Raw genomic sequence first — 22,687 nt, 5'->3', positions numbered from 1 at the left:
CGTGTTCAGCCTCAACGTCCCGCTCTCGCCCGCGGTCGACCGTCTCGCGGGCGATCTCCACCCGAAACTGGAGGGGTTCGATCGGGTGCGCGAGCGGCACACCCTCGTTTGTAAGCGGTTCGGCGTCGGCGACGTGCGCGACGCGGAGGGCGACGCCGGCGAGACGCCGGCGAGGGAGGACGCCCTCGACCGACTACGCGGACGGCTGAGCCGGCCGCTGGCGAGGACCGACCCGTTCGAGGTCGCCGTGACCGGCGTCGACGTGTTCGACGCGCCCGCCTCCGGGTCGCGCCCGGTCGTGTATCTCGCGGTCGAGAGCGGCGGGCTCGTACGCCTCCACCGGCGTCTCTGCGCCGCGTTCGGAGCCGTCGAGGGGATCGAGGGCGACGACTACGTCCCGCACGTCACGCTGGCGCGGGGCGGGAACCCCGAGCCGGGGGCGGTCGCGGCGCTGGTGGACGCCGCGTTCGAGCCGATCCGGTGGCGCGTCCACGCGCTCGACGTGTGGGACCCCGAGTTCCGCGAGGTCGCGGCGACGATTGAGTTGTAGGTCGTCGTCGGGGACGTAGTCGGTCGAGGAAACGAGATCCGTACGTCACTGCTCAACGCGAACACCGCCGAAGCCCCAGCCGCGAGAACTCCCGCGGCTCGCTGTGCTCCTCGTCGCTCACTCCGTTCGCTCCTGCGGTGCTTGCGTCACCGAGGTTCGTTCTCGCGGCTGCCCCTTCGATTCCCGCCCCGCCTCACGCCTCCCCAGCCTCGTCGGCGGCTCCCGCTGGTCGCCGCCGACTCCCTCGCGCGTGCTCCTCGCGGCCGCCTTCGGCGGCACGCTCGCAGGCACGCGCCACCGCCGAATGGCGTCGTAGTGGTGACGAACCGGTTCGCCGGAGCCGCTCACCTGCTATCGGCCGCGTCTGGGTCGTCGACCGCGTGGTGCGGTCCCACCGGCCCGTGGGTCGGACAGACGCCTGCGATGGGCGTCGCGTTGAGACAGCAGGCGCGTTGTTTTCCGGCGACGAGACCGCGAGAGAGGGGGTCGCCGCAGCGGGCGCAGTAGGATTCCGATCCCTCGTCCGCGTCCGCCATCGCTCAGCGCTCGCGGAGCCGCATCGGCACCGGGTGGTTCGGGTGCATCGTCAGCGAGCCGCGCAAGGAGAGGTCCGGCCCCTCGTAGTCGAGTTCGAACCGCGAGCAGACCTCCGCGAGGATGAGCTTCGCTTCGAGCAGCGAGAAGGACTTCCCGATACAGTGGCGCGGCCCGCCGCCGAACGGGAAGAAGGCGAACCGGGGGCGCTCGCTCCGGCGCTCGGGGAGCCACCGGTCCGGGTCGAACGCCTCGGGGTCGTCGTACCACCGGTCGGACCGGTGGACGGCCCACTGCGAGACCATCAGCGCGGACCCCTCCGGGATCCGGTACCCCCCCAGTTTCACGTCGAGCTTCGGCTCGCGGAACAGCGTGTAGACAGGCGGGTAGAGGCGCATCGACTCGTTGAGGACGCGCTCGGTGTACGCCATCTCGCGCACGTCGGCCGCGGTCGGAGGGGACTCACTCGTCGCCGCCTCGGCCTCGCGCTCGACGCGCTCGCGGGCCTCCGGGTGGTTCGAGAGGAGGTAGAAGGTGTAGGTGAGCGCGAGCGCGGTGGTGTCGTGGCCGGCGAGCAGCATGGTGACGAGCTCGTCGCGGAGGTTCTCGTCGGTCTGCTCGCCGCGGTCGCGGGCGCGGAGCAGGACGGAGAGCAGGTCCATGGGCAGGTCGCCGTCGCCGTCGCCCGCGGGACCGGGCACCGCGACGCCCTCGGAGCCGGCGGGGTCGACGCTCGGGTCGCGCTCCGTGCCGCGGCGGCGGTCGACGATGCCGTCGATGACGGACTCGAGGGTGTCGATCGCCGCGTCGAACTCGCGGTTCTCGCGGGTCGGCACCCAGTTCGGGATCAGGTACCGGCGTGGGTCCGGCTCGAAGCGCGCGCCGAGCGGTTCGAGGTTCTCTTGCACCGTCTTCACCTCCTCGTCTGTGATGTCGGCCCCGAACATCGCCGAGACGATGATCTTCACCGTGAGCCGGGCGACTTCGAGCTGGACGTCGACCACGTCCCCGTCCTCCCAGTCCGCGAGCTGCGACCGGGTGTGATCGACCATCGTCCCGTCGAGCGCGCCGATCCGGCGGTTGTGGAACGAGGGGTTCGCGAGCTTGCGCTGGCGCTGCCACGTGTCGCCGTCGCTCATGAGGAGGCCGTCGCCGAGTAAGGCGTCCATCGCGTCGTCGCCGAACTGCGGTTTGCGATAGCGCTCGGCGTCGGCGACGAGCACGCGCTCCACGTCGGCGGGGTTCGTCAGCAGGTACGTCTCGCGGGGACCGAGGTCGAGCCGCACCACGTCGCCGTAGCTGTCGGCGCAGGCGCGGAGGAATCCGAACGGGTCGTCGGCGAACTGGCGACCGTTCCCGAACACGGGGTCGCCGAGGGGTCCGGGCGGCGTGACGGACATACTGTTTGTGGGGGTTGAGCGGGGTTAAACGTTCGGCGGAGCGGGAAAGCGAACGGGAGGAATGGGGAAAGCGAACGGGAGGAACGGGGAAAGCGAACGGGAGGAGCGGGGGAGGGAAGCGGTGATTACCGGGCATCGGCGGTGACTACCGCGCGTCGAGCTGTTCGACGCGGGCGATCAGCTCGTCGACGGCCGCCTCCTGGTCGTCGGTGGCGTCGACGATGCGCTGGGTCGCCGCCTCGGTGCGGTCGGAGCGCTCGCGGACCGCCTCCAGCGACGACGTGAGCTCCTCGACGGTCGCGGCCTGGTCGTCGGTGGTGCGCGCGACCTCCGCGACGCCCGCGGCCGCCTCGTCGACGGCGTCGGCGATCTCTTCGAGCGAGTCGAGGACCGTCTCGATCTCGGTGCCCGCGTCCTCGATGCGGTCGTGAGAGCGCTCGACCGCGGTCGTGGTCTCCGCGGACTGCGCCTGGAGCTTGTCGAGGCTCTCCGTGATCTCCTCGGTGTAGCCGCGGGTCTCGTCGGCGAGCTTCTTCACCTCCTCGGCGACGACCGCGAAGCCGTCGCCGCCCTCGCCGGCGCGGGCGGCCTCGATGTTGGCGTTGAGCGCGAGCAGGTTCGTCTGCTCGGCCACGTCGGAGATCACCTCGATGACCTCCTCGATGTCGTCCATGCGCTCGGAGAGCGCGCCGACGCTCTCGACCAACTCGTCGCCGATCTCGACGACGTCCTCGGTCGCCTCGCGGGCGTCCTCGCTCGCGTCGAGCCCCTCGTCGGCGGCGTCGGCGGCGGCGACCGCGGCGGTGTCGACCTCGTCGGCCGTCGCGGCGACCTCCTCCATGCCCGCCGAGAAGGACTGCATCTCCGAGACGCTCTCCTCGAGCAGTTCGTTCTGCTCGTCGACGTTCTCGGCGATGTCGGCGGCGGCGGCGCTCGCCTCGCCGACGGTCGCGTCGAGGTCGCGCGCCTTCTCGTGGACGCCCGAGGAGAGCTGATCGAGGTTCTCCGCCATCTGGTTGACGACGCCGACGACGCGGAGCAGATCATCGTCGAGAACCTCCTCGCACTCGTCGTGGCAGACCGCGCGGGCGTCGAGGTTCCCCTCGCCGATCTCCTCGGCGGTCTCGCGGATCTCGGAGACGAGCCGGGCCGTGGCGTCGCGCTCGTTGACGTTCTCCGTGCGGTCGACGACGACCTCCGTGACGCCGACGAGTTCGCCGTCGTCGTACATCGGGGTCGCGGTGAACTCGATGTGCTTCTCGTCGCCGTGCCGGTCGACCATCGTGCTCGTGTCGCGGTAGCGCGTCGCCTCGGAGTCGCAGCGCTCGACGCCGTACTCCTCGTCGGCGGTCTCCGGCGCGTCGAGCACCTTGTCGGCGAGCGTGTCGGCCCGCCGGCCGTCGGGGTAGAACAGCTCTGAGACGTGGGGGTGGCCGACGGCGTCCTCGCGCTCGGCCCCGGTGAGCGAGACGATGGACTCGTTCCACTCGGCGACGTTGCCGTCGGCGTCGAGGATGAACGTCGGGACGCTCGTCGCGTCGAACACCTGCTGGAAGCCCGCGCCCGCGAGCGTCTCGGCGCGGTCGACGCCCCGCTCTTGAGTTATCTCGTACGTCTCGGCGTCACTCTCGTCGGTCCCGGGCTCGCCCGGTCCCCCGTCGTCGGACGATCCGTCGACGACGACACCGCCGTCCGGGACCGACCGCGAGTCCCCGCCCCGGCCGAGCACGCGCCGCAGCAGCCCTCGAAGTCCCGTCATATCTGCGTGAGTATTTCCCAACCGCCGGCATAAACCGCACGTCCCGGTGTTCGAGTTTGATAATCAGAGTTCCCGCCCACCCGCAGCGTTCAAACGCGTTCGACGGCTACGGCGATCCGAGACCGATGGACGCCGACGCGGTGCGCAAGCGGGCCGGATCCCTCCCGACGGAGCCCGGGGTTTACCAGTTCCGGGCGGGCGAGACGACCCTGTACGTCGGGAAGGCGCTCGACCTCCGCGACCGGGTGCGGTCGTACGCGGACCCGCGCTCCGGCCGGATCCGGGGGATGGTCGAGCGCGCGGACCGGATCGAGTTCGCGGTCACCGACACGGAGACGCAGGCGCTCCTCCTGGAGGCGAACCTCATCAAGCGGCTGCGACCGCGGTACAACGTCCGGCTGAAGGACGACAAGTCGTACCCCCTCGTCGCCTTCACCGACCACGAGGTGCCGCGGATCGAGGTCACCCGCGACCCCGAGGCCGGCGCGGTCGCCTACGGGCCGTTCACCGACGTGGGGCGCGTCGAGACCGTCGTGAAGGCGATCCGCGACGAGTACCGCTTGCGGGGCTGTTCGGACCACAAGTACGAGGGGCGCGACCGGCCCTGCCTCGACTACGAGATGGGGATCTGCTCCGCGCCGTGTACCGGTGAGATCAACGCCGAGAGCTACGCCGAGGACGTGGCGGCGGCCCGCCGCTTCTTCGAGGGCGAGACCGGCATCCTCGCCGACCCCCTCCGGCGACGGATGGAGGCGGCCGCCGAGGCCAACGAGTTCGAGCGCGCCGCGAACCTCCGGGACCGGCTGGAGGCCGTCGAGGCGTTCCACGGCGAGGGGGGCGAGGCCGTCAGCGACCGCACCGACGACCGGGTCGTCGACGTGCTGGCGGCCGCGGTCGAGGGCGAGGACGCCCGCGTGGCCCGGCTCCACAGCGAGCGCGGACAGCTCGTCGACCGGAGCCGGCACCGCCTGGACGCGGCGGCGGTCGAGGAGGGGCAGACCGGCGACGAGACGGACGCCAACACCCCCGCGGCGGTCCTCTCGGCGTTCCTCGCGCAGTACTACGCCGAGCGGGAGTTCCCGGACGCGGTCCTCCTCGCGGAGCGCCCGTCGGACTCTGACGTGGTCGACTGGCTGGAGGCCGAGGGGGTCGCGGTGCGGGTACCGGGGGCCGGCCGGGAGGCGAAACTCGTCGAACTCGCGCTGAAGAACGCCCGCAAGCGCGGCGGCCGCGACGACCCCGTCGGCGCGCTCGGCGACCGCCTCGGGATCGCCCGCCCCGAGCGGATCGAGGGGTTCGACGTGAGCCACGCGCAGGGGACCGCGGTGGTCGGCTCCGACGTGTGCTTCGTCGACGGGAGCGCGGAGACGGCCGACTACCGGCGAAAGAAGCTCACCGAGCGCAACGACGACTACGCGAACATGCGCGAGCTGATCCGCTGGCGCGCCGAGCGCGCGACGGAGGGCCGCGACGACCGCCCCGACCCCGACCTCCTCCTGATCGACGGGGGGGAGGGACAGCTGGGGGCCGCCCGCGACGCGCTCGCGGAGACCGGCTGGGACGTGCCCGTCGTCGCGCTGGCGAAGGCGGAGGAGCTGGTCGTCACCCCGACCGGGACTCGGCGGTGGGACGACGACGCCCCCGAGCTCCACCTGCTCCAGCGCGTGCGCGACGAGGCGCACCGCTTCGCCGTCTCCTACCACCAGACCGTCCGCGACGGGGTCGAGACGGTCCTCGACGACGTGCCGGGCGTCGGCCCCGAGACGCGCCGCCGGCTCCTGCGTCGGTTCGGGTCGGTCGAGAACGTGCGGGAGGCCTCCCGCGACGACCTCACCGACGTCGACGGCGTCGGCGACGCGACCGCCGACACGATCCGGGAGCGGCTGTGACCGTCGGGCGACGCGCACCGCGACCCGGAACGACGCCGATCGACGGACTCTCGGCCGGCCCGCCCCATCTCCCGACGGAGCCATGGCGTTCCCCTCGACGATCGACTGGGAGGAACACTGGCGGACGACCGACCGGGCGTCGCTGGACGGGATGCGGGCCGCCGGCGAGCGCATGGCCGACCGGCTCGACCGGCTGTTCGAACCGTTCCCGGAGTCCGTGGCCGACGTCGGCTGCGGGCCCGGGTTCGCCCTGTTCGCCCTGAGTCGCCGGCACCCCGAGGCGTCCCTCTTCGGGTACGACGCGGCCGAGTCGGTCCTGCGGGGGAACCGTTCGCTCGCCGACGCCGAAGGGGCGGAGAACCTGACCTTCGAGACCGCGAGGCTTCCCGAGTTCGACGTCGACCGGCGATTCGAGTGCGTCACGTGTATCGCGACGCTCCACTACGTCGAGGCGATCGTCCCGGCGATCGAGGCGCTGTACGCGCGCGTCGAACCGGGCGGACGGCTGATCTTCAACTATCCGAACCGGCACACGCGCGCCGCGTACCGGAGCGACCCGGAGACGGACCCCGAGCGCTTCGAACTCCTGCTCGACGGCGAGAACCTCCTGACGTACGACGAGATCCGGGACGCGCTCGGGACGAGGCCGCGGAGCTTCTGGAAGGCGGTCGGGGAAGACGACTGGCGGTCGATCGGGCAGACGAACCCGTGCGTGATAGTCGAGAAATGAGCGGTGCGAGGCGGCCCAAGCGGTGAGAAATTGGGATTTGGCGGGGCGGCCGACGCGAGGCGGACGCCGCCGCATCGGCCGGGGTTTATCAACCGTCGCGGCGAAGCGTCGCGCCCGACGATGCGCGCGTTCTTCGCCGTCGACCTTCCGGACGACCTCGCCCCGGCAGTCGCGGACGCGCAGGCCCCCTTCGCGGACGCGCCGGGCGTCAACCCGGTCGACCCCGAGCAGGCGCACGTGACGCTGAAGTTCTGCGGCGACGTCGCCGAGAGCGACGGGGACTCCCCCCGAGACACGCCCGCCGTCGACGACGTGATCGAAGCCGGCGAGCGCGCGGTCGACCGCGCGGGCGTCGCCCCGTTCGAGGCCGCGGTCGGCGGCCTCGGCGTCTTCCCGAACCGCGAGTACGTCTCCGTCGTCTGGGCCGGCGTCGGCCGGGGCGGCGACGACCTCGCCGCGCTCCACGAGGCGCTCGAAGCCGAGACGACCGCGCTCGGCGTCGACCCGGCCGACCACGGGTTCACGCCGCACGTCACGCTGGGCCGCGTCGAGAACGCGACCGGCGCCGACGCGGTCCGAGACGCGCTCGACGCCGAGGACCCGGCGGTCGGGACGTTCTCGGTCGGCGAGATCCGGCTGATCGAGTCGACGCTGACGCCTTCCGGGCCGGAGTACGACGCGGTCCGGGTGTTCGGGCTCGACTGACGCGGACGGACTCGGAGCCCCCGAGAGATTCTCAGTTCGGATAATCGCGGCCGTGCGTTTAACGTACCGGATCGGTGAGGTTTTCGTAGATGGACGACGGGCCGCGGACCGACGAAGCCCCGGAGCCGACGGAGAGCGGCGACGCCGGCCGTCACCGCGGAGACCGCTCGGCCCACGCCGACGCCGGGCGCACTGACGGCGGTCGGCCGCCCGCGATGGCGCGGCTCGACCGGCGGTTCGACGCCTCGACGCGCCGCGAGGCGGCCGAGGCGCTCGGCAATCCCTCCAGTTCGATGAGCGCCGAGCGGGACCGGATCGTCGAGGCGCTGTTCGGGACCGCGCTCGACGACCCCGACGAGGCCGTCCGCGCGGCGGCGATCGAGTCGCTGTACTTCCACGGCGACGCCCACGTCGACCGGCTGGCGAGGCGGATCGCCGAGCGACGGCGCGGCGAGGGCGCGGAGGGGGCCGGAGAGCCGGAGGAGAGCGCCGCCGGGACGTTCGCGCGGTGGCTGGACCGCGACCGGGCCGCGTATCGGATGGTCGGCGCGACCGGGTTGGGGTTCGTCGGAGGCGAGGACGCCGCGCCCCGGCTCCGCGAGGCGTTCGACGACGGCGACGACCGGGTCCGCGCCCGGGCAGTCAGGGGCTACGCCCGCGTCGGCGGGGAGAACGTCGAGGCGGTCCGACCGCTGGTGAACGCGCCGAACGACCTCGTTCGCAGCGCCGCGGTCGACGCGCTCGTCGAGATGGACACCGACGAGGCGGTCGAGCTGCTCGCGCTCGCGGCGCGCCGGGGAAACGAGCGGCTCCGGCTCACCGTCGTCGAGCGGCTCGGGGACCTCGACCGGCGGGACGCGACCGGCGCGCTGCTCGGCTCGCTCGGAGACCCCTCGGAAGCGGTGCGTCGGGCCGCCGCGGCGTCCGTCGCCGCGGTCGTCGCCGAGGCGGACGCCGTCCCCGCGGGCGACGTTCGCGACCGACTCCTGACCGAGCGTCCGTTCGAGGCCGACGGGCTGCTCGCGGCGTTCCGCGCGGTCGCCGGGGAGCGGACCGCGGCCGATCGGACGGGAGGGAGGCGGAGCCCGTCTTCCGGCACGGGCGCGCGCGACACCGACGTGCGGCGGTACGCGGCGTGGCTGTACTGCGAACTCCTCGAGGCAGCGGACCCCGGCGCGGCCGACCGGTCGGCGGCGGTCGAGTGGCTGATCGACGCGCTCGACCACCGCGACCGGCTGGTGGCGGACCTCGCCGCCGCGTACCTGCCCCGGATCGTCTCGGAGGGCGAAACCGGTGGGATCTCCGAGGACGCGACCGAGGGGGTCTCCGAGGACGCGACCGAGGGAATCTCGGACGCGGCGGATCCACCGGACGAGCCGGCCGAGCCCCCGTTGGGCGTCGACGTCGAACGGGAACTCCGGGCGCTCGCGAGCGACGGGACCGCCTCCGAGGCCGCCCGAGAGCGCGCGAGAGCCGTGCTGCGGCGGTTCAAGCGCGCCGTCGTCGAGGCGGCCGCGGACAGACACGTCGAGTACGTCTACGTCCGCTGGCCCGCGGACTACACCGAGAGTTACGACGGGTAGGCGGGGCCGACCGGGAGAAGGGACTGGCAGGAAGAGGCTGGCAGGAAGAGACCGGCGGCCGCGCCTACGGTCGGCGGACGAACCGGTCGCCGTCGACCGCGACGGTGAGGTCGATCGTCTCGTCGAGGAAGTTCAGGACGGTGGCGACGTTGCGGTCCGCGTCGGCGTCGACGTACAGCTGTAACACGCCGCCGGCGTCGGCGAGGCGCGCGGCGAGCATGCGGACGAACGCGACCGCGCGCTCGACGTCGAAGGCGGCGACGATCTGATGGAAGACGCTCACCTCCAGCGAGACGCGCTCGCCGGGCTCGTGGTTCGCGTCGAGGATCCGCGAGACGGTCTCGCCGACCTCGTCGGGGGAGAGGCGCGGGTCGAGTTCGACGAGTTCGACGTCGAGCCCCTCGAAGTCGACGTCCGGCGTCGCCTCGAAGTCGTACTCGCCGGTGCTGACGATCACCGTCCGGCGCGGCCACGAGGAGAGGCGCTCGTCGAGCGCGCGGACCAGTCGCTCCGGCGCGGGCGTCACGGCGACGACGAGCCCCGCAGCGCCGTGGAAGTGCGCCCGGAGCGCGTCGGCCTCGCCGCCGGTCGGGGAGGCGTCGACCCGGACGACGCCGTCCCAGCCCACCCGGTCGGCCACGTGGACGCCGTCGTCGATCCGGTCGGTCGCGTGGCCGTGGAGGTGCGTCTTGAACTCGGCGACCGCGCCGTCGGTGTCGTAGGCGGTCTTGGCGGTGGCGCAGTACGGGCAGTCCCAGCTCACGCGGAAGTCGGACTTCGAGAGCGCGTCGGAGTGGTGCGCGAGCAGGTGTGACCCCGTCACCTCCGAGATGTCGGACCGGTCCCGCGTCCACGCGACGAACCCGCACCGGTCGCACGCCCAGCGGCTCACCATGATCGAGAACGTGTCTCCCGGGACCCCTCGGAGACTCATGTATGTTGTGTTACGTGTGGCATCTCTCCGCGACCGGCGGGGACCGCGGCGGCGGTCGGACAGACGGTGGGTGGACGGGAGGCGGTCACGCGGCGTCGACCGGTCCGTCGGCGGCTCCGTCGACGACGCCGAACCCGCTCTCGTCGGCGTGCTCGACCCGGACCCGCGTGACTCGGGTCGCGGTCGCGCCCGTGACGGCGAGCGTCACGTTTCCGACCGCGACGCGGTCGCCCTCGGTGGGGAGCCGGCCGAGCTGTCGGGTGACCAGCCCCGCCACGGTCTCGGCTCCCGCGTCCGCGGGGAGCGAGAGGCCGAGCGTCTCGTTGAGATGCGACACCGTCGTCCAGCCGCGGACGACGGCCGCGTCGGGGGCGACGAGGTCGACGGCGTCCGTCTCCCACCGCCCGACCAGCTCCCCGACGACCTCCTCGAAGAGGTCCTCCAGGGTCGCGATCCCGACGACCGCGCCGTGCTCGTCGACGACGACGACCATCCGCGCCTCGCCGGCCCGCATCTCGGCGAACAGCTCGTCGAGCGGCTTCGTCTCAGGGACGAACGTCGGTTCGCTGAGCGCGCTCGCGAGGTCGTCGCCGGCGTCGTTCGCGCGGATCGCGTCGCGCACGTCGACGATCCCGACCACGTCGTCGCGGTTCTCGCCGTAGACCGGCATCCGGGTGACGCCCTCGCTCGCGGCCCGGGAGAGCGCGTCCGCGGGGCTGGCCGTGTCGGGGAGCGCGACCACGTCGGTGCGGGGGACCATCACCGCGGCGACGGTCGTGGTCTCTAAATCGAGGACGCCGCGGATCATCGCGCCCTCCTCGGGGTCGAGCGCGCCCGCGGCCTCGCCCGACCGGACGAACGTCGCGATCTCCTCGCGGGTGAGGTACGACTCGATGGCGGACTCGCCGCCGGTGAAGCGGTTGACGACCCCCGAGAGCGCCTCGAACACGAACAGGATCGGGCGGAGGACGCGCTGGATCGCGACGACGATCCGGGAGACGCGAAGCGCGTGCTTCTCCGCGTTGGCGACCGCGTACGACTTCGGCGCGATCTCGCCGAAGACGATGACGAACACCGAGGTGACGAGCGTCGACCCCGTGGCCGCCTCGCCGCCGGAGAACCCGAACCGCACGAACACCGCGGTCGCGACCGACGCGGCGGCGATGTTGGCGACGTTGTTGCTCACGAGGGCGGTGACGAGGAAGCGGTGCGAGTCGTCGCGCAGCGCCGACAGCGCCTTCGCGCCCGGCACGTCGGTCGCGACGAGCGAGTCGATCCGGTGTGTCGGCACGGAGAACACCGCGAGCTCCGAACTGGAGAAGAATGCGCTGACGGCGGTGAGCACGAGGATGGCCCCGACGCCGACGAACGCGATCGTGAAGTCCATGTCCCGACCATGCGGCCCCGTATAAAAGGCAGTACCGGCGCGAGAAGTGTACACGAACGCGCACTCTCCACCGGAAACGGAGGGGTAGATGAACGCGATCGCGGATCCGTTCGGGCGGCAAAACGGCGCGATGAGGAAAGCGTTAACCCCGCGCCGCGGGTGCGTTTCGGCATGAAGGTACTCGTGACCGACCCCATCGCGGACGCGGGGTTGGACCGACTCCAAGACGCCGGCCACGAGGTCGTCACCGACTACGAGAGCGAGGGGGAGGCGTTGCTCGACGCCGTCGCCGACGCCAACGCGCTGATCGTGCGGTCCGGAACCGAGGTCACGGAGGCCGTCTTCGAGGCCGCCCCCGACCTCGTCATCGTCGGCCGCGCCGGCATCGGCGTGGACAACATCGACATCGACGCCGCCACCGACCACGGCGTCATCGTCGCGAACGCCCCCGAGGGGAACGTCCGCGCCGCCGCCGAACACACGGTGGCGATGACGTTCGCCGTCGCGCGCTCGATCCCGCAGGCGCACGGCCGCCTCGTCGACGGCGAGTGGGCGAAAGGCGAGTTCCTCGGCACCGAGGTGAACAACAAGACGCTCACCATCGTCGGCCTCGGCCGCGTCGGGCAGGAGGTCGCGAAGCGGCTCGACTCGCTCAGGATGGATCTGGTGGTCTACGACCCGTACATCTCCGAGGAGCGCGCAGAGCGGCTCGGTGCCGAGCTCGTCGAGGACCTCCACGAGGCGCTCGGGCGGGGCGACTTCGCGACGATCCACACGCCACTGCTCCCCGAGACCGAGGGGATGATCGGCGAGGACGAGCTGGCCCAACTGGAGGGCGGCTACCTGATCAACTGCGCCCGCGGCGGCATCGTCGACGAGGCCGCGCTCGCGGAGGCGGTCGATGACGGCGTCCTCGCGGGCGCTGCGCTCGACTCCTTCGCCGAGGAGCCGCTCCCGGACGACTCGCCGCTCTTAGACGTCGAGGAGGTCGTCGTGACGCCGCACCTCGGCGCGTCGACGGAGGCAGCCCAGGAGAACGTCGCGGTCGACACCGCCGAGGCCGTGCTCGCCGCGTTCGACGACGAACCCGTGCTCACCGCGCTCAACGCCCCCTCGGTCGACGAGACGGCGTTCCCGCGGATCGAGCCGTACATCGACGTGGCCGAGACCGCGGGGAAGGTGGCCGCACAGTTGCTCGACGGCCGGATCACCGAGGTCGAGGCGACCTACGAGGGTGACATCGCCGCGGAGGACGTCGACCTCGTCACCGCGAGCGCGCTGAAGGGCGTCTTCGAGCCGCTGGAGTGGCAGGTGAACGCCGTGAACGCGCCGCGGCTCGCCGAGGAGCGCGGCATCGAGGTTACCGAGTCGAAGACGCGGCAGACCGACGACTTCCAGAGCCTCGTCCGCGTCACCGTCCGCAACGGCGACGGCGAGATAGCGGTCGAGGGGACCCTGTTCGCCGGCGAGGACGCCCGCATCGTCCGCATCGACGGCTTCCGCGTCGACGCGGTCCCGTACGGGCACATGCTCGTCGCGCGCAACACCGACGAGCCCGGCGTCATCGGGCTCATCGGGACCGTGCTCGGCGACCACGACGTGAACATTGCCGGGATGTTCAACGGCCGCGAGACGCAGGGCGGGGAGGCGCTCACCGTCTACAACCTCGACGCCGCCGTCCCCGACGCCGCCATCGAGGAACTCCTCGCCGACGACCGGATCGTCGAGATCACCGAGATCACGCTGGACGCCGCCGAGGCGCGCGCCGACGAGTAGTCAGTAGCTCGCGACGGGGACGAACGGCTCAAAGTCGTCGACGTTCCGGGTGACCACCGTCATCCCCTCGACGTCGGCCACGGCGGCGATCAGGATGTCCGCGGTCGCGGCGTCGACGGCCCGCCTCGTGTGATCGTCGGAGCGGAATAGGTCCGCCTCGAACGCGCTCGCCGCGAGCGCGTGTTCCCGTCCGATCGGGACCACGTCGAGCCACGCGAACGCCGCCGCGAGTTCCTCTGGGTCGAACGAGTCGTCGAGGCGTCGGCCGACCGCGACTTCCTTGTAGTTCATCGCCGTCGTCGTGAACTCGTCTCCGTCGTGTGCTTCGAGGAAGCGACGAACGCCGTCGGTACCGCCCAGGTAGTCGATCAGAAACGTCGTGTCGAGTAGGTACCGAGTCACGGCGGTCCTCCGGCGTCGCCGCCCGCGTCGTCAGTATCGTCCGCGTCGGCGGTGTCGCCGCCCGGGTCGGCGTCGGAATCGTCATCAGCGTCGGCGTCGTCAGCCAGCCGACCATCGTCGTCCGCGGCCGCTAACCGGTCGACCGCCGCCGTCTGTCGGTCGACCGCAGACTCGTTGAGCCGCCCCCGCGACGCGGCCGCCGCTTCGCGGAGCGACTCGGCCTCCTCGCTTGACAGCGATCCGAACCCCTCGCGCCAGTCGCCCTCGCTCTCGTCGATCAACCGGTCGATGAGGTCGGTGAAGCTCTCGTCGTCCCGCTTCCGAGCGCGGAGCCGCTCGTACACCTCCTCGCGGACGCCGATTGTCTTTGTCGCCATCGGTGTTTGTGTACGTGTTTGTGTGTATAAATACCTGCGGCGAGAGCCGGCCGGAGCCGAGGGGAGAGCGTTCAGCCCCTAAGATGGTCGACGACGGCCTCGACGTCGTTCGGAACCGGCTCCGGCTCGCCGCCCGCCTCGTAGGCCGCCTCGGGGTCCTTCAGGAGGTGGCCGGTCGTCAGGCAGACGACGCGCTCGTCGTCGTCGACGACGCCGGAGCGCCGGAGCTTTTTCAGCCCGGCGAGGCTCGCGGCGGAGGCGGGCTCGACGCCGACCCCCTCCGCGGCGAGGTGGCGCTGCGCGGCGGTGATCTCGGGGTCGCTCACGGCGACCGCCGTGCCGCCGGTGTTGCGGATCCCCGGGATCGCCTTCGGCGCGTTGACGGGGTTGCCGATGCGGATCGCGGTCGCGCGGGTCTCGACCTCCTCCCAGCGCCGGATCTCGTCGTTCCCCTCCGCTATCGCCTCGACCATCGGCGCGGCCCCGTCCGCCTGAACGCCGGTCAGCTTGGGGACCTCGTCGGGGTCGAGCGCGCCGGCCTGAACCAGCTCGCGGAAGCCCTTGTACAGCGCCGAGGTGTTGCCCGCGTTGCCGACGGGGAGGACGATCCGGTCCGGGAAGACGCCGTAGTCCGCGTAGAACTCCTCTAGGATCTCGAAGCCGATCGTCTTCTGGCCCTCCAAGCGGAACGGGTTCAGGGAGTTGAGCAGGTACGCCTCGCCGCGGGCGGCCAGCTCCTGAACGATGTCGAGGCAGGCGTCGAAGTTGCCGTCGACCTCCAGGATGCGGGCCCCGTGGAGGCTCGCCTGCGCGACCTTCCCGGCGGCGACCTTCCCCTGCGGGAGCAACACGAGCGTCTGCATGTCGCCGCGGCCGCCGTAGGCGGCGAGGGCGGCCGAGGTGTTCCCGGTGGAGGCGCACGCGAGCGCACCCACGCCCAGCTCCTTCGCGACGCGGACGCCGACCGTCATCCCGCGGTCCTTGAACGAGCCGGTGGGGTTCATCCCCTCGTGTTTGATCCGGAGCGCGTCGACGCCGACCGCCTCCTCGATGCGGGGGACGCGGTGGAGCGGCGTGTCGCCCTCCGGGAGCGTGACGCCGAGGTCGAAGGGGAGCGCCTCGCGGTAGCGCCAGACGCCCCGGTCTGGCCCCTCTGAGGGCGCGCCGGAGCCGAACTCGTCGAAGGTCGGCGGGTCGTCGTACCGGACTTCGAGCAGGCCGTCGCACTCGTCGCAGGTGTACCGGACCGTCTCGAAGGGCGCGAACGTCTCGTCGCACTCGATACAGGCGAGCCACGTCCCGTCGTCGGCGCAGTCGGGGGCCGCCGGGGCCGGGGCGTCGATGGCGAGATCCATTGAGTGAGGCTCCGTCCCGGCGGGGCTTAAGCCGGGCGGTCGGAACGGACGTTGCCGGCCGACGCGAAGGTGTTCGGTCGAGACGACGGCGGTCGGTCGCCGCCGCTCTCAGTCGACGATGATCTCGGAGCTGCCGTCGTCCTCGGAGCCGCCGGAGCCGAGCCGGTCCTGATACCGCCGGATCCAGTCGGCGAAGCAGTCGGGACAGAGCCGCTGGGTGTCGATGTTCGCCCGGTCGACGCTCAGCCGGACGGTGCGCGCGAGCGCGTCCGTCGTCGGCTCGCCGCAGGCGTCGCAGGGCTCGGTCGTCGGCGCGTCGCTCATGTCCGATCGGTCGCGCGGGCGGCTCTTAAAAGTACGTCGACGAGGACGGCGCGGTCGTCGCTCGGCCTCAGACCGTGCGGAACGCGCGGTCGCCGGCGTCGCCGAGGCCGGGGACGATGAACCCGTCGTCGTCGAGGCGGTCGTCGATGGCGACCGTCAGGAGGTCGGCCTCCGGGACCGCCTCGCTCACGCGGACGAGGCCGGCCGGCGCGGAGACCGCCGAGAGCACGAACAGGTCCTCGAAGTCGTCGGCCTCGGCGAGGACGTGGTCGAGGACGGCGGCCATCGTCGACCCCGTCGCGAGCATCGGGTCCGCGACGATGACGGTGTCCTCGGGCCGGATCTCGGGGAGCTTCACGTAGTCGATGGTGATCGGGAACTCGCCGTCCTCCGTCATCCCGGCCTCCTCGTCGCGGCCGGCGGAGATGACGCCCTGCTTCGCGCGCGGGAACGCCTTCAACAGGCCCTCGACGAACGGCGTCGCGGCGCGGAGGACGTTGATTATCACCACGTCGTCGAGCCCCTTCACGCGCTCGCCGGTCGTCTCCTCCAGGGGAGTCTCGACGGGGACGTACTCCGTCTCCATCGCCCCGTCGATGATCTCGTAGCCGCAGATGCGGCCGAGCTTCACCAGCCCCTTCCGGAAGGCGACCTGCTCGGTCTCGACGTCGCGCAGCCGCGAGAGGGTGTCCGTCGCCAGCGCGTGCGTGATGAGGTACGCGTCGTCCCGGTCTTCGATCGTCATTGGCCGAATTTCCGCTCGGAACGGCCTTAAAACGTTGCGAATCGCCCGGTGGAGAGCGGCGCTCCAAGGCGGGGGCGAATGCCTCTCCGGCCCGCCGCGGTCCCTACCGGAGGACGACGGCGTACGTCACCGCGAAGACGATAAGCGTCAGCGTCGCGACGTTGCGCAGGGAGTACGCGGCCGCGCCGAGGAAGTCGAGGCCCCAGACGACGGTCGAGGCGAGGAGCGCCGAGAGGACCGCGTTCATCGCGAACAGCACCCGCGGGTCGCCCGACGAGCGTTCGACTCCCTCCTTGATCCCACGGTCGTCGGCGTCTCCGCCGCCGGTTTCTCCCGCGTCGCTCATACGCCGACTGGCGGGAGTGCCCCACTTAGCTCTTGTCCGTCGATCCCGTACGAGTCCCGTGACCGACCCGCACAGCCTCCGCAACCGTCGCGGCGAGCCGGTCGATCCGGTTCCGTTCTTCGTGACGACGGGCCTCGGATTCGTGTTCGCCTTCTCCTTCGGGCCGATGTGCGGGCTCGCGTACGGGCTCTCCCTGTCCGAGGCGCTGGCCGCGTCGGCGGGAGCCTTCGTCGGGGCGACCCTCGTCGCGCACCGACGGCTCGTGGACCGGGCACCGCCCGCCGACGCCGGGGCGCTCCCCCCGGGGCCGCGGTTCGAGCGACTGCTGTACGCCGCGCTCGCGCTGGGCGTCCTGCTCGTCGGGCTTACGATACCGCTGCTTTGAGCCGTCCGGGCGAACCGGTCGTGTGGTCACTTCACACACCAGCGGGAGAGTCAGGTCGGTTCGGACGGAAGCGAACGGTATGAGACTGTTACGCACTGTCGCGGAAACGCTGGCGGCGTCGACACAGCGGTCTGCCGGGGTCGCCGGCGACGACGGCTCCGAGGGGGCCTACTGGTGTGACGACTGCGGGGTCCGCGTCCGCGACGTCGACGTGGACGCCGAGGGGCTCGACCGCGACGGCGAGGGCGTCCCGAAGTGTCCGGACTGCGGGGATCCGATGCGGTTCGAGCGCGCGACCGGGAGCGGCTGCGCCTGCTGAGCGCGAGCGCCGCCGGGGAGGCGGTCAGGGCTCGCGGAGCGCGACCTCGTCGCCCTGCTCGGTCGGGAACGGGTCGGAGTCCGCGTCGGCCGGCTCGTCGCCGACGCCCGGACTGCCGAGGGCGGCGAGCTCGTCGTCGGTGAGGAGCGCGTCGTCGAGCCGCGAGACGAGCGCGTCCTCGTCGACGCCGGTCCCGATGACGACGTACTCGGTCAGGCGGTCGCCGCGCTCCTCGTCCCAGTCGAGGTCGGGCCGGTTCGAGCGGAGCATGTCGCGCTCGACCGACGGGAGGCTCGCGATCCACGGCCCGAGCGCGGTGACGCGGACCGACCGCGCCGCCTGTCCGACCTGCTGGCGCTGGTCGGTCCCGGCCACCCACAGCGTCCCCTTCGAGCGGACCACGTCGGCCGGGAGGTCCCGGAGGAGCGCGGCGATCCGGTCCGGGTGGAACGGTCGCCGCCGGCGGTAGGTGAACGAAGTGACGCCGTACACCTCGTCGGGGTGGCGGTGGTCGCCGTGGTCGCCCTCCGTCTCCTCTCGGTGGTCGTCTGCGAGCGCGCGCTTCCAGCCGGGGAGGTCGCCGAGCGCCCGCTCGTCGAACAGGCCCACGTCGAGGAGCCGGTCCGGGTCGACCGCGGAGAACTCCGTGACGACCGTCTCCGCGTCGGGCTGGAGCGCGCCGACGAGGTCGACCGCCTCGTCGACCTCCGCGTCGGTACAGAGGTCCGCCTTGTTACACACCACGAGGTTCGACACCTCGATCTGTTCGACGAGGAGGTCAGAGAGCGGGCGGTCGGCGTCGCCGTCGGCGGCGTCCGCGTCCGGATCGACGCGGCGCTCCGGCGTCCCGTCGCCCGCGAAGGCGTCGAGGAACTGCCGCGTGTCGATCACGGTCACCAGCGCGTCGACGCGGTAGCGGGCCGCCGCGCGCGACTCGGTCGTGAACAGGCGGGCGACGGGGGCGGGCTCGGAGATCCCGGACGACTCGACGACGAGGTTGTCGAACGAGCGCTCGTTCGCGAGCCGGACCACCGCCGACTCCAGGTCGTCCTGAAGCTCACAGCAGATACAGCCGTTCGACAGCTCCGTGACGCCCTCGACGTCGACCTCGGATCCCTCCGCGATCAGGTCCGCGTCGACGTTGACGTCGCCCATGTCGTTGACGAGGACCGCGACGTCGCGGTCGCCCGCGTTCGCGAGCAGGTGGTTCAGAAGCGTCGTCTTGCCGGCTCCGAGGCTCCCGGAGAGCACCGTCACCGGGATTCGGTCGTCGGTCTCGTCGGGGGTGTCCATGCCGGTGGATTGGCGGGAATCCCCTTCAAGCCCGGCGAGAGCGAGGCGAGTCGGCGAGCGGACGGCGGTCGGACCAAGCCGATACGTTGATAGGCTGCGGTCGTCGAACTCGCGACATGGTCGTGTCCGCCGGGTCCGTGGCGTTAGTCAGCATCGCGATGACGGTTCTGATGATCGCCGCGATGCTGTACCTCGTCTGGGGAGCGCTCGACAGCGACGTCCACAGTCCGAGCCCCGGGAAGGCCGACAGTCCGGTGCTCGACGAGGACGACGAGGGATCCGTCGAGACCGAGGAGACGCAGGAGGAACTGACCGACGGCGCGTCCGCCTGAGCGATCGCTCGCGCGGAGACCGACGCCGAACCCGTGAACGCGCCGGAGACCGAACGCGAGCATCGGAACGCGCCGGAGACCGAACCCGACGACCGGGACACCTTTTAGCGATCGGGAGTGTCATGGGAAACGATGACACTCGCAGACCGGATCGAGACGTTTCGGGCCACCCTGACGGAGTGGCTCCGCGGGCTGTACCACGGGATGATCACGCATCCGGCCTACGAGAAGATCGAGAAGGAGGCGGAGGACGCCGAAGACGAGTTCATGCTCGCGTGCTTCCCGGACGCGTTCGGGATCCCGTCGCCGGTGTCGTACTACACCGCGGAGCTGCTCCCCTACCTCGAAGACGAGTTCGAGGCGTGGGAGCGCCGACTCTGGGACCGCGAGAGCCTCATCGAGCGGAAGGGCCAGCAGTACCACTTCTGATGACGGGACGAGGGGGGTCCCGCGACTGATGGAGCCGTTCGTCTTCTTCGGCGGGAAGGGGGGCGTCGGCAAGACCACGGTCTCGTGTGCGTACGCGTACCGCTGCGCGACGGCGGGTGTGCGCACGCTCGTCGTCTCGACGGATCCGGCCCACTCGGTGTCGGACGTGTTCGACCAGTCGTTCGACGACGAGCCGCGGTCCGTGGAGGGCGTCGACGGGCTCGACGCGATGGAGATCGACCCCGAAGACGAGATGCAGCGGCACCTCGACGAGATCCGCGAGTCGCTCTCCGAGCAGGTGTCGGCCGGGATGGTCTCGGAGATCAACCGCCAGCTAGAGATGTCGCACGGGACGCCCGGCGCGTACGAGTCCGCGCTGTTCGACGCGTTCGTCGACGTGATGCGCGAGGAGAGCGAGCCGTACGACCGGGTCGTCTTCGACACCGCGCCCACGGGGTCGACGCTGCGGCTGCTCGGCCTCCCCGAGTTCCTCGGGGACTGGATCGACCGGCTGCTGTACAAGCGGAAGCAGTCGATCGACCTGTTCGAGAAGGCCGCCATCGGCGACATGGAGCCCCGGAGACTGCTGGAGGGCGATCCGGTCATCGAGCGGCTCCGGCGGCGCAAGGAGTTCTTCGAGTACGCCGGCGAGACGATGCGGACGGAGGCCGCGTTCTTCCTCGTGTTCAACCCCGACCAGCTCTCCGTCAACGAGACGGCGCGGGCGATCGAGGGGTTCACCGAGCGGGACCTCTCCGTGCGCGGGCTCGTCGCGAACAAGCTCACGCCGACGCCCGACGACGACGAGACCGGCCGCGGCGCGCGCTACCTCCGGGAGCGGGTCGCGACCGAGCGCGACCGCCTCGAACAGGTGCGCGAGGGGTTCGAGCCGCCGCTCGTCGCCGAGATCGAGTCCCGGACCAGCGAGGTCCGCGGCGACGTCCTCACCGACGTCGCCGACGCGCTCGACGTGGACGTCTGAGCCGGTCCGACGGCGTCGGGCCCCCGGACGGAGCGGTTCGAGCCGAAGTGGAGGAGCGGTTCGAGCCGACCCGGAACTCGCCGCCCGAGCGCGCGCGAGCGGACTCGACCGGTGATGTGGCGAATTTTATCCGTTTTTCCGAGTAAGAAACCCGGGGCGTCCGGGTGCTTCGGTCGGCTCGGCCGGCCGATCGCCTCAAATATCATGAACGAGAGCAACGTTTAAGTCTGACATAGTGAACCACTCCCACGAGGCAGGGAACCTATGACAAGTGTAATTTGGATCGTAGTTGCCGTGCTGGGCACATTCACCGTTGGGTACATGGGGTACTCGCGGTACCTCTCGGGGTTCGTCGAACTGGACGACGACCGGGAGACGCCGGCGCACAAGTACGAAGACGGACAGGAGTACGTCCCGTCGAAGAAACCGGTGTTACTGGGGCATCACTTCTCAAGCATCGCGGGCGGCGCGCCCATCGTCGGTCCGATCACGGCCGGAGCCATCTGGGGGTGGGTCCCGGCGCTGCTTTGGGTCGCGATCGGGAACCCGCTGATGGGCGCGGTCCACGACTTTATCTCGCTGTCGAGTTCGATCCGACACGAGGGGCGGTCGATCGGGTATATCGTGGGGCAGTACGTCGGCGAACGCGGGAAGAACCTGCTGCTGTGGTTCGCGTTCCTCACGATCATCCTCGTCGTCGCTGTGTTCGCCTTGGTCGTGGGAATCGTGTTGAACGCGTACCCGTCGGCGGCGACGGCGAGTTTCGTGTACATCGCGCTCGCGGTCGTGTTCGGCGTGTACCTCTACCAGCTCGACGGGCCGTTCGTTCCGGGAACTGTCCTGTTCGTCGCCGGGGTGTTCGCGGGCGTCTGGGTGGGCATCCAGTACCCGTTCGCGTTCTTCGAGCTCGCGGGCGACGCCTCTCACGCCGCGGGCACGTTCGTCCTCTTCGAGGGGAGCACGGGCTCGTGGGTGCCCGGGGCGGGCGCGCTCGGCGGCAACACGGCCGCCTGGGTTCCCGTCATCCTAATATACGCGGTGATCGCGAGCGCACTTCCCGTCTGGACGCTACTACAGCCGCGTGACTACCTCTCGTCGTTCCTCCTGTACGCGGGCGTCGGGGGCGCGCTGTTGGCGATCATCGTCGGTACGATCTTCGGCACCTCGTCGCAACCGCTCGTGATCGACAGCAGCATCCAGCCGTTCCAGGGGTTCATGGGAGTCGACAGTCGAGCGCCGTACCCGCTTTTCCCCATGCTGTTCGTGACCATCGCCTGCGGGACCATCAGCGGATTCCACTCGCTGGTCTCGTCGGGGACGACGGCAAAGCAGCTGAACAAGGAGAGCGACGCCCGGCTCATTGGCTACGGCGGCATGCTCGGCGAGGGGCTGCTCGCGGCGACGGCGCTGTCCGCGCTCGCCATCGCCGGATTCGCCTCTGACGCCGCGGCCGGCGGCATCGGCGGGGCGCTGCCGAACTTCGCGAGCGGCGGCGGGATCATCCTGACGAGTCTCGGAATTCCCGCCGAGTACGGTGCCCCGTTCATGGCGCTGGTGCTCGTGAGCTTCCTGCTCACCTCTACGGACACGGCCGCGCGGCTCGGCCGTTACATGATGGAAGAGATCGTCGGGACGCAGGGGACCACGAGCGAGTCCGGCTTCGGCGGCGGCGTCGGGTCGTTCGCCCGCGGCCGGTACACGAACCCGGTCATTCAGGGGCTGATCGCGTACGCGCTGGTCATCTCCGGCGAGTGGGCGACCCTGTGGGCGCTGTTCGGCAGCGCGAACCAGCTGCTCGCCGCGCTCGCGCTGCTCACGGGGACGGTCTGGCTCGCCAACTGGAACGAGACGAAACAGCTCGTCACCACGGGCGTCCCGATGGCTATCATGGTCGTTATCACCGTGATCGCCTTGGCGTTCCTAGCAGGGTATCAGTGGCTGTTCGTCAACCTGATCCAGGGCGGCGTGACCGGCATCGGCAACCAGATCTCGATGGTCGTCCGGATCGCGCTCGCGGTCGTGTTGGTCTACCTCGCACTGTCGCTCGTGCGCATCGGCTACGACAACATCACGAGCGTCCGTAGGGGGGACCGGCCCGCCGCCGAGCCGAGCGACGACTGAAAACTCGCAGTCGCGGCGTTTTCGTTTTTT

General features: G+C 71.0%; 24 protein-coding genes. 12 read left to right on the top strand and 12 right to left on the bottom strand.

Annotation, left to right across the window (positions count from 1 at the left end):
* The first annotated feature begins 1 nt into the window (after position 1).
* A complete protein-coding gene (locus NAF06_RS05920; RefSeq protein WP_008585371.1) occupies positions 2-550 on the top strand; it encodes a 2'-5' RNA ligase family protein in 549 nt (182 codons plus the stop codon).
* A 344-nt stretch (positions 551-894) separates the two neighbouring features.
* On the opposite strand, the gene NAF06_RS05915 is transcribed toward NAF06_RS05920, so the two are convergent.
* From NAF06_RS05915 to NAF06_RS05905, 3 genes are all read right to left on the bottom strand, one after another.
* Positions 895-1,086 carry a hypothetical protein gene (locus NAF06_RS05915; RefSeq protein WP_080507161.1) on the bottom strand — a complete coding sequence of 64 codons (192 nt, stop codon included), beginning with the start codon at positions 1,084-1,086 and terminating at the stop codon, positions 895-897.
* A gap of 3 nt (positions 1,087-1,089) precedes the next feature.
* A complete protein-coding gene (locus NAF06_RS05910; RefSeq protein WP_008585389.1) occupies positions 1,090-2,484 on the bottom strand; it encodes a cytochrome P450 in 1,395 nt (464 codons plus the stop codon).
* 145 nt (positions 2,485-2,629) lie between these two features.
* Positions 2,630-4,243, bottom strand: coding sequence for a methyl-accepting chemotaxis protein (locus NAF06_RS05905; protein WP_049908832.1), 1,614 nt, complete (start codon positions 4,241-4,243; stop codon positions 2,630-2,632).
* A gap of 125 nt (positions 4,244-4,368) precedes the next feature.
* Here NAF06_RS05905 and NAF06_RS05900 point away from each other — a divergent pair, with 125 nt between their 5' ends.
* From NAF06_RS05900 to NAF06_RS05885, 4 genes are all read left to right on the top strand, one after another.
* Positions 4,369-6,132 (top strand): excinuclease ABC subunit C, encoded by a 1,764-nt coding sequence (locus NAF06_RS05900; RefSeq protein WP_008585392.1) that lies wholly within the window; start codon positions 4,369-4,371, stop codon positions 6,130-6,132.
* Between the two features lie 82 nt (positions 6,133-6,214).
* Positions 6,215-6,862 (top strand): class I SAM-dependent methyltransferase, encoded by a 648-nt coding sequence (locus tag NAF06_RS05895; RefSeq protein WP_008585394.1) that lies wholly within the window; start codon positions 6,215-6,217, stop codon positions 6,860-6,862.
* Positions 6,863-6,982: 120 nt separating this feature from the next.
* Positions 6,983-7,567 (top strand): RNA 2',3'-cyclic phosphodiesterase, encoded by a 585-nt coding sequence (thpR, locus tag NAF06_RS05890; RefSeq protein ID WP_008585396.1) that lies wholly within the window; start codon positions 6,983-6,985, stop codon positions 7,565-7,567.
* 89 nt (positions 7,568-7,656) lie between these two features.
* Entirely contained in the window at positions 7,657-9,150 is a 1,494-nt protein-coding gene (locus NAF06_RS05885; RefSeq protein WP_008585399.1) for a HEAT repeat domain-containing protein, read from the top strand.
* Between the two features lie 64 nt (positions 9,151-9,214).
* Here the strand turns inward: NAF06_RS05885 and NAF06_RS05880 are convergent, their stop codons facing one another.
* Both NAF06_RS05880 and NAF06_RS05875 read right to left on the bottom strand, forming a co-directional pair.
* On the bottom strand, positions 9,215-10,045 hold the full coding sequence (locus NAF06_RS05880) for a DUF7504 family protein (protein ID WP_049908833.1): 831 nt from the start codon (positions 10,043-10,045) through the stop codon (positions 9,215-9,217).
* A gap of 124 nt (positions 10,046-10,169) precedes the next feature.
* Complete coding sequence (locus tag NAF06_RS05875; protein WP_008585403.1) at positions 10,170-11,471, bottom strand: hemolysin family protein; 1,302 nt, start codon at positions 11,469-11,471, stop codon at positions 10,170-10,172.
* Between the two features lie 171 nt (positions 11,472-11,642).
* Between NAF06_RS05875 and serA the strand changes: the two genes are divergently transcribed.
* Positions 11,643-13,247, top strand: coding sequence for a phosphoglycerate dehydrogenase (gene serA, locus NAF06_RS05870; RefSeq protein WP_008585405.1), 1,605 nt, complete (start codon positions 11,643-11,645; stop codon positions 13,245-13,247).
* Here serA and NAF06_RS05865 read toward each other — a convergent pair whose 3' ends face one another.
* The 6 genes from NAF06_RS05865 to NAF06_RS05840 all read right to left on the bottom strand — a co-directional run bounded on the left by NAF06_RS05865 (position 13,248) and on the right by NAF06_RS05840 (position 16,796).
* Positions 13,248-13,649, bottom strand: coding sequence for a type II toxin-antitoxin system VapC family toxin (locus NAF06_RS05865; RefSeq protein WP_008585407.1), 402 nt, complete (start codon positions 13,647-13,649; stop codon positions 13,248-13,250).
* Positions 13,646-14,026 carry an antitoxin VapB family protein gene (locus NAF06_RS05860; RefSeq protein WP_008585409.1) on the bottom strand — a complete coding sequence of 127 codons (381 nt, stop codon included), beginning with the start codon at positions 14,024-14,026 and terminating at the stop codon, positions 13,646-13,648. Before NAF06_RS05860 ends, NAF06_RS05865 begins: the two co-directional genes overlap by 4 nt.
* A 71-nt stretch (positions 14,027-14,097) precedes the next feature.
* Positions 14,098-15,381, bottom strand: a complete 1,284-nt coding sequence (gene thrC, locus NAF06_RS05855; RefSeq protein ID WP_008585411.1) for a threonine synthase — start codon at positions 15,379-15,381, stop codon at positions 14,098-14,100.
* A gap of 108 nt (positions 15,382-15,489) precedes the next feature.
* Positions 15,490-15,705: a DUF7569 family protein gene (locus NAF06_RS05850; protein WP_006629139.1), complete on the bottom strand. Its 216-nt coding sequence runs from the start codon at positions 15,703-15,705 to the stop codon at positions 15,490-15,492.
* Positions 15,706-15,772: 67 nt separating this feature from the next.
* Positions 15,773-16,450, bottom strand: a complete 678-nt coding sequence (upp, locus tag NAF06_RS05845; protein ID WP_008585414.1) for a uracil phosphoribosyltransferase — start codon at positions 16,448-16,450, stop codon at positions 15,773-15,775.
* Between the two features lie 103 nt (positions 16,451-16,553).
* Entirely contained in the window at positions 16,554-16,796 is a 243-nt protein-coding gene (locus NAF06_RS05840; protein ID WP_008585416.1) for a DUF8107 family protein, read from the bottom strand.
* 58 nt (positions 16,797-16,854) lie between these two features.
* On the opposite strand from NAF06_RS05840, the gene NAF06_RS05835 reads away from it, so the two are divergent.
* Together NAF06_RS05835 and NAF06_RS05830 are read left to right on the top strand one after the other, a co-directional pair.
* Positions 16,855-17,181: a hypothetical protein gene (locus NAF06_RS05835; protein ID WP_008585417.1), complete on the top strand. Its 327-nt coding sequence runs from the start codon at positions 16,855-16,857 to the stop codon at positions 17,179-17,181.
* Positions 17,182-17,260: 79 nt separating this feature from the next.
* The gene (locus NAF06_RS05830) at positions 17,261-17,500 is read left to right on the top strand and encodes a hypothetical protein (protein WP_008585419.1); all 240 of its coding nucleotides are present in this window, start codon (positions 17,261-17,263) and stop codon (positions 17,498-17,500) included.
* Between the two features lie 24 nt (positions 17,501-17,524).
* Here the strand turns inward: NAF06_RS05830 and NAF06_RS05825 are convergent, their stop codons facing one another.
* Complete coding sequence (locus NAF06_RS05825) at positions 17,525-18,793, bottom strand: CobW family GTP-binding protein (RefSeq protein WP_008585421.1); 1,269 nt, start codon at positions 18,791-18,793, stop codon at positions 17,525-17,527.
* 116 nt (positions 18,794-18,909) lie between these two features.
* Between NAF06_RS05825 and NAF06_RS05820 the strand changes: the two genes are divergently transcribed.
* The 4 genes from NAF06_RS05820 (at position 18,910) to NAF06_RS05805 (ending at position 22,657) form a co-directional block, all read left to right on the top strand.
* Entirely contained in the window at positions 18,910-19,125 is a 216-nt protein-coding gene (locus NAF06_RS05820) for a hypothetical protein (RefSeq protein WP_008585423.1), read from the top strand.
* Between the two features lie 132 nt (positions 19,126-19,257).
* Positions 19,258-19,554 carry a DUF7990 family protein gene (locus NAF06_RS05815; RefSeq protein WP_006629145.1) on the top strand — a complete coding sequence of 99 codons (297 nt, stop codon included), beginning with the start codon at positions 19,258-19,260 and terminating at the stop codon, positions 19,552-19,554.
* A 28-nt stretch (positions 19,555-19,582) separates the two neighbouring features.
* A complete protein-coding gene (locus NAF06_RS05810; protein WP_008585425.1) occupies positions 19,583-20,536 on the top strand; it encodes an ArsA family ATPase in 954 nt (317 codons plus the stop codon).
* A 264-nt stretch (positions 20,537-20,800) separates the two neighbouring features.
* The gene (locus NAF06_RS05805; protein WP_008585428.1) at positions 20,801-22,657 is read left to right on the top strand and encodes a carbon starvation CstA family protein; all 1,857 of its coding nucleotides are present in this window, start codon (positions 20,801-20,803) and stop codon (positions 22,655-22,657) included.
* Positions 22,658-22,687: the final 30 nt, after the last annotated feature.

The sequence above is a fragment of the Halorubrum hochsteinianum genome (assembly GCF_023702125.1).
In the GTDB taxonomy this organism is placed as follows: Archaea; Halobacteriota; Halobacteria; order Halobacteriales; family Haloferacaceae; genus Halorubrum; species Halorubrum hochsteinianum.
The sequence above is the reverse complement of the archived record's forward strand: the minus strand, read 5'-3'. Positions and strand labels throughout refer to the sequence as shown.